The sequence below is a fragment of the Arthrobacter sp. B2060 genome (genome assembly GCF_059090445.1).
Window position 1 is genome coordinate 76,877 of record NZ_JBNHFR010000012.1, and the last position, 16,188, is coordinate 93,064.

The window sequence follows — 16,188 nt, forward strand, 5'->3', positions numbered from 1 at the left end:
CCCAAGAAGGTACGCAGGCATGACAATGAAGTCCACGGCAGAGCGTCCGGCCGTAGAACTCGGCCACAGCATGAAACCCAGGCAGCTGACCATGATGGGCCTGGGCAGCGCCATCGGAGCCGGGCTTTTCCTCGGCTCCGGCGCAGGCATCCAGGCCGCGGGGCCGGCGGTCCTGCTCTCCTATCTGGTCGCCGGAACGCTGATCATCCTGGTCATGTGGGCGCTTGGCGAAATGGCTGCCGCCAACCCCAACAGCGGAGCCTTCTCCGTCTACGCCGAGAAGGCCATGGGCAAGACTGCTGGAGCCACCGTGGGCTGGCTGTGGTGGCTGCAGCTCGTGGTGGTCATCGCTGCGGAAGCCCTCGGCGCGGCCGGGCTGCTGTTTTCTGTCTGGCCCGTGATTCCCGTCTGGGCCCTGTCGCTCATCTTCATGGTGGCGTTTACGGCCATCAATCTTGCCGGCGTGAAGAATTTCGGCGAGTTCGAGTTCTGGTTTGCCATCCTCAAGGTCGCGGCCATCGTGCTGTTCCTGGCCATCGGCGCCGCGCTGCTCCTGGGAATCCTGCCGGACGTCGCCTCCCCCGGCCTGGCCAACATCACGTCCGATTTCGCCCCGGCGGGACTCGGCGGCATTGCGACAGCGCTGTTCGTGGTGATCTTTGCCTTCGGCGGCACGGAAATCGTCAGCGTCGCCGCGGCGGAGACGGAAAATCCCGAGCGCAGCGTGGCCAAGGCCATCCGCACCGTGGTCTGGCGCATCCTGGTCTTCTACATCGGATCGGTGTTCGTCATAGCGGCAGTCCTCCCGTCCACCTCCGAGGCCCTCGCTTCGCCGTTCGCCGGGGTCCTGGATGCGGCCCGCATTCCGGGCGCCGGTACGGCCATAACCCTGGTGGCCGTCGTGGCCCTTCTTTCCGCCCTCAACGCCAACCTCTACGGCGCCTCCCGCATGGTGTATTCGCTGTCGCAGCGCCGCGAGGCACCCCGCTTCCTGTCGGGCCTCAGCAGCGCCAAGGTGCCGGTGGTTGCCGTGGGCGTCTCCGTAGCTTTCGGCTTCATTGCCACTGTCCTCGAACTGCTGTTCCCCGAACGGATCCTGCCTGCACTGTTCCAGCTTGTCGGCTCGACGTGCCTGGTGGTCTGGGGCACGGCCCTGGTCTCCCAGCTAATCCTGCGCCGGCGAGCCGACCGGGACGGCACTCCCCTGCCCCTGCGCATGAAGGGGTTTCCGGCCCTGACGGTGTTCGGTCTGGTGCTCCTCGGGCTGGTCTTCGCCGTGGGCTTCAGCGCCGAGAGCAGCCGGATCCAGCTGCTCAGCACCATTCTGCTGATCGCCGGCATCGCCGCAGCCTGCCGCTTCGGTGCCCGGCTTGTTGCGAAATCCGCAGCAAAGGCAGCAGCCGAAGATCCGGAATCCGGCGCGGCCGACGAAGGATCACGCGCCGCCTCGACTGCCCGCGTGCGCAAATAGGCGGCGGCACGCAAGAGAAGAACGCCGGCCCTGCTGCACAATTTGTGCAGCAGGGCCGGCGTTTTACTGCGCAGTCCTGACAGTCTGATGAGCCCGCTGTGTGTTGATTGCCGGGCACCAAGGCTATGACTAGGGTCACAGCTATGGACACTTTGCCCCTGCCGGCTGACGGCAGCGCCGCTGCCCCGCCCACGCCCGACGAGCTGCGCGAGCTGTACTCGCTCATGGCCGCGGTCCGCCACCTTGATGTCGCGGCTGTCGCCTGGCAGCGCCAGGGCATCATTCCCGGCTACGCTCCGGAGCTGGGCCAGGAAGCTGCCCAGGTGGGCAGCGCGTACGCCGTGGACACCGCCCGGGACTTCGTCTTTCCCACGTACCGCGAGATGGGCGTCGCCCGTGCCATGGGCGTCAACATGGTGGAGTACATGTCCACGCACAAGGCAACCTGGCATGGCGGGCTGTACGATCCCAGGAAGTGGCGCCTCGCCCCGATCCAGGCAGTCGTGGCCGGCTCGGTGCTGCACGCGGTGGGCTGGGCCCACGGCCAGACGCTGGACGGCAGCGACGCCGTGGCAATGACGTACCTGGGTGACGGTGCATCATCGCAGGGCGACGTCCACGAGGCCATGAACTTCGCGGCTGTGCTGAAGGCCCCGGTGGTGTTCTTCGTCCAGAACAACGGCTGGGCCATCTCCCTGCCCACCGAGCGCCAGGTGGCCGGCGGCTCAGTTGCGGCGCGCGGCGCCGGCTACGGCATTCCGGGTGTTCAGATCGATGGCAACGACGTCCTCGCGGTCCTGGGAGCCGCCCGGCGCGCCTTCGCCCACTGCCGGACCGGGAATGGCCCGGTGATCATCGAGGCCATGACCTACCGCCGGGGCCCGCACTCCACCTCGGACGATCCGGGACGCTACCGCTCACTGGACGAGGAACGCGAGGGAGCGGGCGAGGATCCGCTGCGCCGATTCCGGCAGCGACTGCTGGCTGACGGTGTCGCCGACGAAGGGTTCTTCGCCCGGACGGAGGCCTCCGCCGTCGCCGAAGCGGAAAAGATCCGCGAAGGCCTCGAAGCGCTCGGTCCGCGGCCGGGCAGCGAGATGTTTGACCTGGTGTTCCAGGAAACAACGCCCACACTGCAGTCCCAGGCCGCCAGCTGGCGCGAGGAGTCAGAACATGTCTAATGGAATTCTTGAGGACGGGGCGACCATGACAGGAAGCCGGAGCGGAGCCACCCTCACGCTCTCCATGCAGCAGGCGCTGAACCGAGCACTGGACGAGATCCTCACCGAGAACCCCAGGGCCGTGGTCTTCGGCGAGGACTGCGGCCGGCTGGGCGGTGTTTTCCGCATCACCGACGGGCTGCAGGCGAAACACGGCGGCAGCCGCGTCTTCGACACCCCGCTGGCGGAGTCCGGCATCCTCGGCATGTCCGCCGGACTCGCCATGGCCGGCTTCCACCCGATCCCGGAAGTCCAGTTCGACGGCTTCGCCTATCCCGCCATCAACCAGATCGTCTGCCAGATCGCCCGGCTGAACTACCGCAGCCGCGGCGCCCTGCCGATGCCCATCACGCTGCGCGTTCCCAGCTTCGGCGGCATCCGCGCCCCTGAACACCACGGCGAAAGCCTGGAGGCACTCTTCGCCCACGTCCCGGGCCTGAAGGTTGTCTCGCCGTCGAACCCCCACGAGGCGTACCACCTGCTCAAGTACGCCGCCACCCGGCCCGACCCGGTGATCTTCATGGAACCGAAGTCACGCTACTGGCAGAAGGGCGACGTCGACCTGAGTGCCGCCGGCGGCGGTGCGCCCACAGGCGCCAAAGTCATGCGGGAAGGGCGGCACGTCACACTCGTTGCCTGGGGTGCGATGGTGGCCCGCTGCCTGCAGGTGGCGGACCTCGCCGCCGAGGACGGCATCGACGTCGAGGTCCTGGACCTGCGCTGGCTCAAACCCATCGACGCCGCCACCCTGGTGACATCCGTGCGAAAGACGCGGCGCGCCGTCGTCGTCCATGAAGCGCCCCTGACCTCCGGCCTCGGGGCCGAAGTTGCCCAGCTGGTCACGCAGGGCTGCTTCGACACGCTCAAAGCCCCCGTGGAGCGCGTGACGGGATTTGACGTTCCGTACCCGTCCGGGGACCTGGAAGATGAGTACATTCCCAACATTGACCGGATTCTTTTCGGCATCCAGCGGGTATTGGAGTATCGACGTGGCTGAAATCACCTTCCCGCTGCCGGACCTCGGCGAAGGCCTCATCGAGGCGACCGTGCTGGAATGGCTCGTTTCCCCGGGCGACCAGGTGGAGCGCAACCAGCCGCTCGTCGAGGTGGAAACCACGAAATCCGCTGTTGAATTGCCCAGCCCGCAGGCAGGTAAGGTGGTGCGTATCCACGGCGGGCCCGGCGACAAAATCAATGTCGGCGAGCCCCTGATTGTGTTTGAGGTGCCGGACAACACCGCCGGCATCGTGGGCACGGTCCCGACGGAAGAAGCACCGAAGCGCCGGGTCCGCCTGAGCGCCGTACTTGATGAGGACTGACATGATGAGCGGCAGACACACCGGCGAACAGCACCTGCACACGGTGGAGGGGACCGATCCCCAGCTGTACGTCGCTGTGCACGAGCCCAACACCGACGCCGGGCTCCGGCCCATCCTGCTGATCCACGGATTCTCCTCCTCCAGCAAGCTCAACTGGGAGGACACCGGCTGGCTCGCGTTCCTCCTGGAGGCGGGCCGGAGGGTAATCACGGTGGACCTGCCGGGACACGGCCGCAGCGGCGCTCCCGAAGACATGGACTCCTACTCGCCGAGCCGGATCCGTGCGGATCTCCTGCAGATAGCGTTCGACGCCGGCGCCCGGCCTGTCGAGGCCGGTGACCCTTCCAGCGGGCTGGACGTGATCGGCTACTCGCTGGGTTCCCGGCTCGGCTGGGAGTTTGGCGCCACCCAGCCGGAGCTCGTGCACCGGCTGGTCCTGGGCGGACCGAACATGGCTGATCCGCTCGCCGAATTCGACCTCGTTGCCGCCCAGCACTACCTGGCCGACGGCACGCCGATTGAGGACGAGTCCACCGCCGGGCTCCTCAAAATGGCCCAGGCACTGCCGAGCAACAATATCTTCGCCCTGCTGTCTCTGGTGGAGGCCATAAAGACCGAGCCCTACGACCCAGCAGAAGCCGTGCCGCACATGCCCATGCTGCTCGTGGCCGGTGAAAACGACGAGCGCGCGGCGTCCCTGCCGCAGCTCGCGGAGCTGGCCGCCAAAGCCGGTTCCATGGCGGAGCAGCTCGTGTTGCCCGGGCGGAACCACACCAGCGCCATCACCAGCCGCGCCTTCAAGCAGGCCGCCGTCGGCTTCCTGGGCAGCTAGGCCGGCCGCCCCGGCGTCCCGGGTTGTCCAGGCTGGCACAGGTTCTTGGGGCGAGCAGGGATTCTTTGGGCTGGCACAGTCCTTGGATAGGCAGGGGTCCTTGGATAGGCGACGGCGGTAGGCTGGATTTGACTGGTGGAGAAACCGGAAGAGGATCCCATGGGCATGGTTTTTGAGGACCGGGAAGATGCCGGCAGGCGCCTTGCCGCGGCCCTCCCGCAATTCCGCGGCCAACCGGACACCGTGCTGCTCGGGCTCGCGCGGGGCGGCATCCCTGTGGCGGCCGCCGCCGCCGCGGCACTCGACCTTCCCTACGGCGCCCTCCTGGTCCGCAAGCTCGGCATCCCCGGCCATGAGGAGACGGCCTTCGGCGCCCTGGCCTACGCGCGGGCGATAGCGGCCTCCGGCACGTCCGGGGAGGAAGAGGGCGGGAGCGAGACCGGATCTCCGGAGTCTGAAGCCGGAAGCGCTGAGACCGGCCGGATTGTCCGGCTGCTCAACCGGCCGCTCGTGGAGCGCATCCTTGAGACCGGCGCCAGGCAGGAATGGCTCGACCTGGTGGAACACCGCGAACGGAACGAACTGATGCGCCGCGCCGGCTCCTATCCCGGCGCCCACCTGCCGCTGGGCGGCAAGACCGTGCTGCTGGTCGACGACGGCCTCGCCACCGGCGCCACCATGCGGGCCGCAGTGGAGGCGGCCCGGGCCGCCGGCGCCGCACGCGTAGTGGCTGCGGCCCCCGTGGGTTCGATCGAGGCGGAACGGTCCCTCTCGCGGGTCTGCGATGTGTTGTGCCTCCATCTGCCGGGCAAGTTCCATGCTGTGGGAAATTTCTACCGGCGCTTCGAACAGTTGACCGACGATGACGCCATAGGCCTGCTGCACGGCGCGAACGCCTGAGTCTGATTTCCTGTGTGGCGGCTGCGAGTCACGGCTGCGGGCCCGGACCTCCGGCCCGGGCCCGCAGTCTTTGCGAACTTACTCTAGGTGTGCGGCATCGGCGTCAGTGATGGCTGATGCCCAGCGGTCGGCCCTTGGTTTCCTTGGCGAGAAGCACGCCGACAGCGGAGATGACGCAGAGGACCATGATGTAGATGCCGATGGATCCGGTCCAGTTCGTGGCTTGGAGCAGCGACTCCGCGATCGTCGCGGCGAAGGCGCCGCCAAGGATGGCACCGAAGGCGTACCCGATGGAGATGCCCGAGTAGCGGACGTTCGCCGGGAACATCTCCGCGTACATGGCTGACATCGGTCCGTAGGACAGGCCCAGGCCGATCGTCAGAACGAACAGCGCGACGCCGTAGAGCACGATGTCCCTGGTGTCGATGAGGGCGAACATCGGGATCATCCAGGCGAAGACGATGCCGTAGCCGATGAGGAAGGTCTTGACCCGCCCGATCTTGTCCGACAGCCACCCGCCGACCAGCGTGAAGATCAGCCAGCCGAAGGACGCCAGGGTGGTGGCCAGCAGCACCGGCGGAACAGGCATCTTCAGCGACCTGGTGGCGTACGCGATAAAGAAGGCGATCAGCAGGTAGCCTGCCGCGTTGTTGCCGATGAAGATCATCGTGGAATACAGAACCGACTTCTTGTGGTGGCGGATGAGCTGGCCCAGCGGCGCCTTGCTTTCAGCCTTGCGCACGGCCATTTCCCTGAACACGGGACTCTCGGCGACAGCCCGCCGGATCAGATAGCCGACGACAATCAGCACGATGGAGAGCAGGAAGGGCACACGCCATCCCCAGGCAGCAAAGTCCTCCCTTGACATGCTCGAGTTGAGGAAGAACAGCAGGCCGGTGGCCAGGATCATCCCGACCGGAACGCCGATCTGGGGATAGGCGCCGAACAGTCCGCGCTTGCTCTTCGGCGCGTGCTCCACGGCCATCAGCGCCGCGCCGCCCCATTCGCCGCCGGCGGAGAAGCCCTGGATGATGCGGAGGGTGATGAGCAGGATCGGAGCCCATACCCCGATCTGGGCGTAGGTCGGCAACATGCCGATCAGGGCTGTGGCGGCACCCATCATGATGAGCGTGAAGACCAGCATGGCCTTTCGCCCCAACCTGTCGCCGAGGTGGCCGGCGATGACTGCGCCGAGCGGGCGGAACAGGAAGCTGATGCCAATCAGGGCGAAGGAGAGTATCTGCGCCAGGCCGGGATTCGAGGCCTGCAGCGGCGTGAGGAACAGCGGCGACAGCAACGTTGCCGTCAGCTGGGCGAAGATGAAGAAGTCGTACCACTCGATGGTGGTGCCGACCAGCGTCCCGGCAAGGACTTTCCGTTCCTCGCGCTTGCTGCTGGGGCCCGCCTCTGAATCGACGGTGGAAAATGCGGTCATTGAAACTCCGTGGCTGGGGGCAGCTAAAGAGTACTGCCGGGATTGGATGCAGAGAGATTTACTGATCGAACGGTCAGTTAGTAAGAGGATACTATGAAAATGTGACAAAGCACACTGAAAATTTCCGCCCGGATGGATTTATAACCGAATGGATCAATCCGTCCGTTTCAGGAATTCGCGCAGCCTGGCCCTGACCGGTTCGCGGTTGTAGGTGTTGACGAGGGCCCCGGCCATCCGGACGGGGTCGCCGAAGAAGAAGTACTCATAGAGGGACTGCCGGCCCGAGAAGCCGGAGATGGAGGCGTCGAAGGCCAACTTGAAGAGGCGCACCCGCTCTGGCCCCGTGAGCGTCTTCCCCTGCAGGTAGAGGTCAATGTCCGCCCTCGCCCCGCTGTTGACATCTGCTTCACCAGGGAGCGCCATGAGTCCGGAGGCCGAGAACTTGCGGATGATCTGGGGAAAGCGCTGGGCGACCTTCGGGTACCAGTTGCGCGCGGCGTTGAGCGTGCTCCATTTCGGCAGCATGACGCCTGCATCGTTCAGCTCGGCGTCAGCCTCCGAGGCGCGCACCAGGGCTTTGCCGATTTCGACGTCGATGATCAGTTCTGCGATGTCCTCCTGGATGTGCTGGAAGCCGTCGATGCCGATGGAATCCGCCAGCTCGGACGCCAGTCCAAGGAAGAACTCGCTCTTGGCAACCGTGCGGGTCACCACCTGGTGTGTCATGAGTGCGCCCGCACCGGTCTCGGTATAGAAGGCGTTGCAGAGCTGCGGGTTCCCGAGCATGAAAATGCGTTCACCCGGGACGAAGACGTCGTCGAAAATGGCCACGGCATCCATTTCCTCGTAGCGGGAGGCCAGCGGCTCGTCGTGGGTGCTGCCGCCGTTGTAGAGCGAGGTGCGGCACAGGTACCGGAGTCCCGGCGTGTCGTTGGGAATGGCAAAGGCGTAGGAGTACGGCGCGTCCTCTGGCGTGCCGCGCAACACCGTAGACGGAAAGACGAGCAGCTCGTCGGCGATGGGAGCTATGGTGGCCAGCATGCGGGCACCGCGGATGACGATCCCGTCCCTGCGCTCTTCGACAACATGCGCGGAGAGCTGGCCGCCGAGCTGTTCGGAGCCGGACACTGACCGGTTGACCTGCGGCGGGATAAGCGTGTGGGTTGCCAGCGAATCATTCTCGCGCGCCCACTCGTAGTAGTTGCGGATGTTCTCGGCAAATTTCGGGTCAGCCTGGGAGAACCACTTCCCGGCTGTGGCGAGTGCCGTCAGGGAGGAGTTCATGTAGTCCCCGGTGCGCCCCAGGAAACCGTTGGACGCCTCCGCCCAGGTGGAAAACGCGCGCCGCCGGTGGCGCAGGTCTTCCACGGTTTTGGGAACCAGGAAGGAGGCGTTGACCAGGTCCCCCGTGGTGGGGGATGTGTAGGTCAGCGCTTCCTGGTGCTGCGGATCGTGCTGCATGTCGAACAGCTTCGCGTAGGACCTCGCCACGTTGCGGAAGGCCGGGTGCTCCGCAACTTTCTCCTTGACGGCGTCGCCGTCAATCACGACGTGCGGTGTCATGGCGTTGAGTTTGTCGAGATACTGCTGGCCGGTGCGGATTCCCATTGTTCTGTCTCCAGTCGTCGTTGAACTGCAGGTTGTTCGGGCGGGGGCTGCGCGTCAGAGGAGGTCTTCCATGCCCAGCTGGCTTTCCGGGATGGTGGTGAACGCGCTGTTGGCGAAGGCCAGCGCGTCCCCGTTGCGGTAGTTGAAGTCCACGACTTCGCCAAGGTAGAGCGTATGGTCGCCGCCGTCGTACGCCGCCCACGGCTTGCATTCAAACCAAGCCAAAACGTTGGACAGGCGCGGCGCAGTCGCGCTCTCCACCCACAGCGGTTCGGGACCCGGGCGGCCGGCGAAGTGCATCGCCAGCTGACGTTGTTCCGCCCCCAGAATGTTGACGGTGAACGGGCGCCCGGCCAGCTCATCGTGCGCCGTGCTGGTCCGGGCAATGCTGACCAGCACCAGCGGCGGCTCCATGGACACCGAAGTGAACGAGTTCACCGTGATGCCATGGCGCTTGGTAACGCCGTCGAACGTGACGATCGCGACGCCGGTGGCGAACCTGCCCAGGCTGCCCCGGAAGCTGTGGGCGCGCGGAACCGAGGTCCGCCCCGGAACTTCCGGGGCCGCTTCCGGCTTCGCAATCATCCTCGGTTCCTTGTGTGACGGGGAGTGAGTCCGGTGAAGGACCGCCGGTGGTGCAGCACCGGCGGCGTACTCAAAGGAGTATTCTATAGTTGAACTTGCGATTCCTATATGGAACGCTAGCCGAACGTGATCCCCAACACAAGACCCGGGAATAATCCGCCCCTTCCCCCGCCTAGGATGGACAGCATGAATCCAATCGCCAGCGCCGGTGCACGGGCCGCGCAAGCCCCGGTCTCCCCGTCGCAGACGCTTTCCAGGGGCATCCGGGCCTTGGAAATCATGGCCGAAGCCGAGAATCCCCTTACGATCGCCGAACTCGCGGACGCCATGGGCGTCCACCGCTCAGTCGCGTACCGGATCCTGCGGACCCTCGAGGACCACTCGCTGCTGGTCCGGGACGACGCCGGCAGGGTGCAGCCCGGTCCCGGCCTGGCTGTCCTGGCAAGGGGAGTCTCCCGCAACCTCCAGACGGCGGCCCTCCCTGAACTCACCCAGCTTGCCAATGCCCTCAACATGACAGCATTCATTGCCGTCTGGGACCACCAGGACTGCGTCACGCTCGTCACGGTGGAGCCGCGGCACTCTGCCGCCACGGTGGTCCAGCACCCCGGTTCCCGGCATCCCATCAGCAGCGGGGCTCCCGGCATCGCCATCCAGTCGGCCCTGCAGGAAGACGACTGGAACCGGCTGGCCCCCGGAGTGCCGTACCGTGCGGAGGCTGCGGAGGCGCGCGCGCGGGGCTACGCTGCAAGCCACGATGAAGTCATTGCTGGGGTTTCCTCGCTGGCCGCCCCCGTCAGGGTGCCGGGAGGACGGCCGGCAGCGGTCGCCGTCGTCTACATCCGCTCGTCCCAGGACCCCGCCGATGTTGCCGCGGCACTCACCGAGAGCGCCGCGCGGATCGAAGCGCAGCTCGCCTGATCCTGCCGGCACCGGCCGCACTTCGTGCGCCGCTGTCAGGCCGTGACGCTGTTAACTTTGACGCTGTTCAGCTGTGACGCCGGAAGCAGCTGGACGTTCAGGAGACGGGTGCTGCCGCCGGATTCGCCTGGCTGCGCGGGATGCAGCGGACGACGACGGCGGCAAGCGCGCCGAGCACGAACAGCGCCACTGCGGCCGCCACCGCAACACTGAAGGCCGCCGTGTAGCCATGGTCCTGGGCCAGCTGGCCGGCGATCCATGACCCTAGTGCCGTGCCGGCCACAATGCCGCTGGCCAGCGCCGTCATCACCGTTCCGAGACGCCCGGCAGGCGCCACCGTTCCGCCGATCGCAAAGACGGTCACCATGACGGGCCCGACCGGGAGGCCGAGGACCAGCAGCACCAGGACCATGGTCCACGCAGAGTCCGGCAGGAGCAGCAGCGCTGACAGTCCCGCCATGACGGCGGCGCAGGCCAGCCAACGCGCTGAGGCGGTGAACCTGGCCGGCCAGTAAGCCACCGTAATCGCCGCCGCCGCCGAACTCAGCCCCATCACGGAGTACAGGAGGCCGGCAGCCTCGGTTGTCGCGAAGGCTTCGGAGAAGGAGCTCAGGGCCGTCTGCGTGGAGCCGAAGAAGGTGCCCATGCAGATCATCGCCAGCACCGGAACAGCGACGGCGGCGATGTTTGCCCACCTGCCGCGCCGGGCAGTGCCTGCCGCGGCGGAGCCGCGTTTCACGGCACCGGAGGAATTGCGTGGCGCGGCGGTCCTGTGTGGAACCGCCAGGTGCGTCCGGTGCATTGCGAAGGCCGGCACGAGTGTGATGGTCAGCGCCGCGGCAAGAGCCAGCGGCAGCCAGGGCGCCACCAGGCTGGCGAGCATCCCCACGAGGGCCGGCCCGAGGACAAAGGTCAGTTCGTCCGCGGTGCCTTCATACGCCAGCGCCGTATCCAGATCAGGGCCGCTGCCTTTGCGGCTTCCGCCTGACGTCAAGGCCACCCATCTGACGCGGGCCAGGGGTCCTACCTGGGGACAACTGAAACCGGCGAGCAGCGCGGCCGCAAGGACCGGCGCGGCTGCAGCGGAAACCCCGGCAACAACACTGCCGGCAGCGGGACTGCCTGTGCCGGGAAGCGTATGGGCCAGGGCAATCAGCATGAGGACGGCCAGGGCATTCAGGGCGGCCGCCACCAGCAGCACGGCGCGCTGGCCACGGCGGTCGGCGAGGGCGCCCAGGACAGGCGCCCCGACGGCCGAGCCGATCCCCACCGCTCCGGCCGCTGCGCCGCCAGTGGCATATGAGCCGCTCATGGATGTGACCAGGGTCAGCGTTCCGACAGTCAGCATGGCAAGCGGGAGGCGCGCGAAAAGGCCGAGCGGAATGAAGCCCTTACCGGCCAGCTGCGCCAGCCGGGCGAACCTGCCGCCGGAAGGGGCGGGTACAGGGTCGGCAGGTGCGGTGTCCGCCTGGACATTCTGGGTGGGGAAATTTTGGGAGGGGCGCTTGGGCGCTGTGGAAGTTGTCATGTTTCCGGGCTCGTTCAGTCGTGCGCACCGTCCCCCCTCCCGATGCGCGAAACCCGGTGACTATCCGATTGTACTGGACGCGTTGTAAAGGACCGGTGCCACCGGACCTGGTGTCCGCCGCGCGGTGTGTCAGGCTGCCATGACGGCATCGGAGATGTGGAGGGTGGAACCGTTGCGGCCCTTCACCACCTGCAGTTGGGTGCCGATCCGCTGCTTCATTTCCGCCACGTGGCTGACAAGCCCGACGACGCGACCGCCATCGCGCAGTCCCTCGAGGGCGTCCATGACCTGCTCAAGGGCCTGCTCATCGAGGCTGCCGAAGCCCTCGTCCACAAACAGCGTCTCAATGTCCACACCGCCCGCCTCGTGCTGCACAACGTCTGCCAGACCTAGCGCGAGCGACAATGAGGCCATGAAGGACTCCCCGCCAGAGAGGGTGGACGTGTCGCGCCGCTGGCCGGTCCACGCATCCACCACTTCGAGTCCCAGCCCGGATTTTGCGCCCCGCGCGGCTTTCGCATCCGTGTGCTGGAGCGTGTACCGGCCGTCGCTCATGGCGACCAGCCGCTCTGACGCAGCGACGGCAACCTGTTCCAGCCGGGCCGCCAGAACATAGCTGTTGAGGCTCATGCGGTAGCTGTTGTCGCCGCCGCCCCGAACGGAGTCCGCCAATGCGGACAGGCGCTCTGCCCTATCACGCGGAGTCCGTCCTGATTCGGCCAGCTCCTCGTAATCTTCCCGCAGACCGCGCAATGCTGTGCACTTCTGCGCTGCCAGCCCAGCGGCGAGCGCAAGATCTTTCGCCTCTCCGGCTGCCCGTTCGGCCTCGGCCCGCAGACGGTCTGTTTCCCCCGCCTCGGCTGTGATGCCGGCTGCGTGCTCTTCCTCGGCGAGGATCAGCTCCTCACTCGCGAACAGTTCCTCCAGCCGCGCCTGTTCGTCCCTTCCCGCCAGGACTGCCGCTTCCAGGCGCGCAGCGTCCTCCGGGTCCAGCAGGGCCCCATGGGCTTCGGCGGCGGTGCCGAAACCGGTTTCCGGCAGGGCAAGCTCGAGCTGGGCGTGCGCTTCATCCAAGCGGGCGGATGCCAGCTCCCACGTGGAGTGGGCAGAGGCAGCCCGTTCCAGGACGGCAATCGTTTCGCCGATGCCGGCGGAGCGCCGGCGCAGGCTGGGGTACCCGGCCCGCAACGCGGCAAGCGCGGATTCAAGGGCTGTTGACTGCTGGTCCAATTCGGCCAGCGTGGATTCCAGCTGCGCGCTGCGCGACAGGCCCTCGGTTCGTGCCTGCTCTGTGGCGGTGACGCGGTCCTCGAGGCCTTCGTACCGTGCCCTGGCCTCGGCCAGTTGCACCTCCGCGGCCTCCGCTTCAGCTGCCGCTGCGCGGGCAACCTTGGCTGCTTCGGCTGCGTCAGCCGGATCAGTGTCTCCACCCTGCCCCGCCAATACGGCAACCTCCTGCCGGGCTGCAGCAAGCTCGGCATCCAGGGCAGCGAGACTCAACTCTGCGGCATCGCAGGCCTCCCTGGCCCGTTCCTCCTCCTCGGCAAGGCCCCGGACCGAGGCTGCGGCGGGCACGGGATCCGGATGCTCGGTGCCGCCGCAGACGGGGCACGGTTCCCCGGCTTCCAGATGGGCCGCCAGTTCCGCGGCGGCGTTGGCCAGCCGCTGCTCACGTATGTCGAGCCATCGTTGACGGGACTCCTGGTATGCATCACGGCCCTTGAGGTGCCGCTCCGTGGCGGCTGCACATTTTCCGGCCGCAGCTCCGTAGCGCCGGACCACGTCCACGAGCTCGTCGGCAGCCATCGACTCCTTGGTCCGGAGCACTGCCTCACTTGCCAGCTGGGCCAGTGGCTGCAGCCCGGCATGGAGCCGCTCCATTTCGGTGCGGAGGGCGGTGAGGGTTTCGGCCTGGTTCTCGGTGGCACGCAGCAGATCCTGGCGCCGGGCGGTGAGGTCTGTGCTCCTCGCAGCCAACACTGTGAGCCGGTCTTCGTCGGCCGCGCGCTCGTTCACGACGGCCAGCAGCGCCCGCAGCCGGCCAAGCTCGGCGGCGGTGTCGACGTCTGCGGGGTCTGTGAGCGCCAGCTCAACGTCCGTGCGGGCCGCAGCTTGAAGGTCGGCTGCAGCGCGTGCCATGGCGCTGGCTGACCGCTCCACGGCTGACTCGGCCGCGGCCACGGCTTTGAGCTGCCCCCCGAGGGTTTCTGCTTTTCGGTGCAGGGCAAGCCGGGCAGCGTTCTGTTCCAGGACGGGGGCGGCCTCGCATGCTGCTGATTTTCGGCGCATCGCTGCGGCGAGTTTCAACTGGCGGCTTTCACGGGCCAGTTCGGCCTCGAGCCGGCCGGCGTGCTCGCGGTGGAGGGCATCGGAGGATTCTGCCGCGGTGCCCAACTCCGCTGCCCGGCGTGAGGCGGCATCCTCGAGCCAAACCAGAAGTTCCGTGTCTTTGCCGGCAGCCGGAGCATCGCCGAGCTCCAGCCCCAAGGCCTCAGCCTCGGCCCGCGCCCGCTCCACCAGAAGGGCAAGCCTGCCGTTGTGCCCGCTGACTTCCTTGGCGGCTTCGGCAGCCTTCAGGGCCAGTTCACGCTCAACGGCTTCAAACCGTTCCGTTCCAAAGAGTTTCTGCAGAAGGTCCATCCGGTCTGAGGCCTTTGAGCGCAGGAACGCCGCGAAGTCTCCCTGGGGCAGCATGACCACCCGGGTGAACTGCTCCCTGTCCATGCCGAGAATCGCGGCGATCTCACCGCCGGCTTCGTCGTTTCTGCCGGACTTCTCAATCCATTCCCCGCCGACCCGCTCCCGCAGGAGCGTTTTGGCCTTCTGCGCGGTGAAGCCGTTCCGGCCGCGGGCGCTGGGCTTGTCCCACGCCGGAAAGCGCGAGACCTCGAAGCGCCGGCCCCGGGCTGTGAACTCGCAGGTGACGCTGGGTTCTGTCGCTGCCTCGGCATGGTCGCTGCGGAGTCTCTTGCCGTCCTGCCGCGCCCCGGGCACCGAGCCGTAGAGGGCGTAGCAGATCGCGTCCAGCACGCTGGTCTTCCCGGCACCGGTGGCACCGTTGAGGAGAAACAGCCCGTGGGCGCTGAGCCTGTCAAAATCGATGGTTTCCGTGCCGGCGAAGGGCCCGAAAGCACAGATTTCCAGCCGGTGGATCCTCATAGCGATACTCCTTGCAGGCGGACGGTTTCCAGCGCCTCGGCCAGCAGGTTCCGCTCGGCGTCGTCGGGCTCACGGCCGCGGACGTGCTCCAGGAACCCGCAGCAGATCGAGAGGTCGTCTTCGGCTTCGGCGAGGCGGCTGCTGTAGCTGACCCTGGCCGACGGCGTGGCGCCTTCGGGGTCAAAGCCGAGCACGAGGGTATCCGGGAACCGCGCCCTCAGCCGTTCCATTGCCTGGGCCGGGCGCTGGGCGTCAGTGAGAGTCACCTGGCAGTAGGCGTCCTCGGCCCAGGCATGTTGACCGGACTCGAGGAGTTCGGAAATGGTTCCCCGGAGGACGGCCAGTTTTCTTGGCGCATCCCAGTGAACCGCCTCCACCGCCGTGACGCCCGATTCGTCAACGTCAATGAGCCAGCCGCCCTTTTGATGCTGTGCCTCAGAGAAGGAGTAGGCCAACGGAGATCCTGAGTAGCGCACCTCAGGCGACAGCGCCTGCCGTCCGTGCAGATGGCCCAGGGCGGTATAGCTAAAGCCTGTAAAGAGGTCCAGCGGAACGGCACCGACTCCCCCGATGCTGAGATCCCGCTCGCTGTCCGAGCTGATTCCGCCACTGGCGAAGGTGTGCGCCAGCACCACGGAGTGGACGTCCCGCGACCTGCTGCGCCGGGCGATGTCTGCCCGGATACGGTTTGTGGCCGCGCGGGTGACCTCGAAATGGCTGGCAGTCTCCACGCCGAGATGGTCGGCGACGAGCCGCGGTTCCAGCCACGGTATGCCATAGATCGCCAGCGCCGGGCCCTGCCCATCGTCCGGCCGTCCCCCAAGCGGAAGCAGCAGCGGCGTATCCATTTCCGCGAGCCGGGTGCGCAGATGCACGCCGCCCCGCTCCATGAGCCGGGATGCAAAGCCGAGCCTGATGGCGGAGTCATGGTTCCCGCTGGTGAGCACCACCCGGGCTCCGGCCCCGGTCAGCCGGACCAGGGCGTCGTCGAGCAGGCCTACAACGTCCACTCCGGGCAGCGCGCGGTCGTACACGTCGCCGGCGATGAGGACGATGTCGACGGACAGTTCCTGGACGCGGGCGACCAGTTGGTCGACAAACCCACGCTGGGCATCGAGCATTCCAACGCCGTGAAAGGACCGGCCAAGGTGCCAGTCGGAAGTGTGCAGTAACCGCATGTTTTTAAGCTATCCGTAGGGACTGACAGTTT

General features: G+C 66.9%; 13 protein-coding genes. 7 read left to right on the forward strand and 6 right to left on the reverse strand.

The window, feature by feature from the left end; all coding sequences use genetic code 11:
• Positions 1-19 precede the first annotated feature (19 nt).
• The 6 genes from AC5RUM_RS18510 (at position 20) to AC5RUM_RS18535 (ending at position 5,742) form a co-directional block, all read left to right on the forward strand.
• A complete protein-coding gene (locus AC5RUM_RS18510) occupies positions 20-1,471 on the forward strand; it encodes an amino acid permease (protein ID WP_494036325.1) in 1,452 nt (483 codons plus the stop codon).
• A gap of 143 nt (positions 1,472-1,614) precedes the next feature.
• On the forward strand, positions 1,615-2,652 hold the full coding sequence (locus AC5RUM_RS18515) for a thiamine pyrophosphate-dependent dehydrogenase E1 component subunit alpha (protein WP_494036326.1): 1,038 nt from the start codon (positions 1,615-1,617) through the stop codon (positions 2,650-2,652).
• Positions 2,645-3,688 carry an alpha-ketoacid dehydrogenase subunit beta gene (locus AC5RUM_RS18520; RefSeq protein WP_494036327.1) on the forward strand — a complete coding sequence of 348 codons (1,044 nt, stop codon included), beginning with the start codon at positions 2,645-2,647 and terminating at the stop codon, positions 3,686-3,688. The genes AC5RUM_RS18515 and AC5RUM_RS18520 overlap by 8 nt, the downstream gene beginning before the upstream one ends.
• A complete protein-coding gene (locus tag AC5RUM_RS18525; protein WP_494036328.1) occupies positions 3,681-4,010 on the forward strand; it encodes a biotin/lipoyl-containing protein in 330 nt (109 codons plus the stop codon). The genes AC5RUM_RS18520 and AC5RUM_RS18525 overlap by 8 nt, the downstream gene beginning before the upstream one ends.
• Positions 4,011-4,014: 4 nt before the next feature.
• Positions 4,015-4,842, forward strand: coding sequence for an alpha/beta fold hydrolase (locus AC5RUM_RS18530; RefSeq protein ID WP_494036375.1), 828 nt, complete (start codon positions 4,015-4,017; stop codon positions 4,840-4,842).
• Positions 4,843-5,001: 159 nt separating this feature from the next.
• Positions 5,002-5,742, forward strand: a complete 741-nt coding sequence (locus tag AC5RUM_RS18535; protein ID WP_494036376.1) for a phosphoribosyltransferase — start codon at positions 5,002-5,004, stop codon at positions 5,740-5,742.
• A gap of 103 nt (positions 5,743-5,845) precedes the next feature.
• Here the strand turns inward: AC5RUM_RS18535 and AC5RUM_RS18540 are convergent, their stop codons facing one another.
• The 3 genes from AC5RUM_RS18540 to AC5RUM_RS18550 all read right to left on the reverse strand — a co-directional run bounded on the left by AC5RUM_RS18540 (position 5,846) and on the right by AC5RUM_RS18550 (position 9,370).
• Complete coding sequence (locus AC5RUM_RS18540) at positions 5,846-7,177, reverse strand: MFS transporter (RefSeq protein ID WP_494036329.1); 1,332 nt, start codon at positions 7,175-7,177, stop codon at positions 5,846-5,848.
• Positions 7,178-7,330: 153 nt separating this feature from the next.
• Positions 7,331-8,785: a 4-hydroxyphenylacetate 3-monooxygenase, oxygenase component gene (hpaB, locus tag AC5RUM_RS18545; protein ID WP_494036330.1), complete on the reverse strand. Its 1,455-nt coding sequence runs from the start codon at positions 8,783-8,785 to the stop codon at positions 7,331-7,333.
• Positions 8,786-8,839: 54 nt separating this feature from the next.
• Positions 8,840-9,370, reverse strand: a complete 531-nt coding sequence (locus AC5RUM_RS18550; RefSeq protein WP_494036331.1) for a flavin reductase family protein — start codon at positions 9,368-9,370, stop codon at positions 8,840-8,842.
• A gap of 186 nt (positions 9,371-9,556) precedes the next feature.
• Here AC5RUM_RS18550 and AC5RUM_RS18555 point away from each other — a divergent pair, with 186 nt between their 5' ends.
• Entirely contained in the window at positions 9,557-10,291 is a 735-nt protein-coding gene (locus tag AC5RUM_RS18555) for an IclR family transcriptional regulator (protein ID WP_494036332.1), read from the forward strand.
• A 97-nt stretch (positions 10,292-10,388) separates the two neighbouring features.
• On the opposite strand, the gene AC5RUM_RS18560 is transcribed toward AC5RUM_RS18555, so the two are convergent.
• From AC5RUM_RS18560 to AC5RUM_RS18570, 3 genes are all read right to left on the reverse strand, one after another.
• Positions 10,389-11,819, reverse strand: a complete 1,431-nt coding sequence (locus AC5RUM_RS18560; protein WP_494036333.1) for an MFS transporter — start codon at positions 11,817-11,819, stop codon at positions 10,389-10,391.
• Positions 11,820-11,948: 129 nt separating this feature from the next.
• A complete protein-coding gene (locus AC5RUM_RS18565) occupies positions 11,949-14,978 on the reverse strand; it encodes an AAA family ATPase (protein ID WP_494036334.1) in 3,030 nt (1,009 codons plus the stop codon).
• Positions 14,975-16,156: an exonuclease SbcCD subunit D gene (locus AC5RUM_RS18570; RefSeq protein ID WP_494036335.1), complete on the reverse strand. Its 1,182-nt coding sequence runs from the start codon at positions 16,154-16,156 to the stop codon at positions 14,975-14,977. Before AC5RUM_RS18570 ends, AC5RUM_RS18565 begins: the two co-directional genes overlap by 4 nt.
• Between the last annotated feature and the right edge of the window lie 32 nt (positions 16,157-16,188).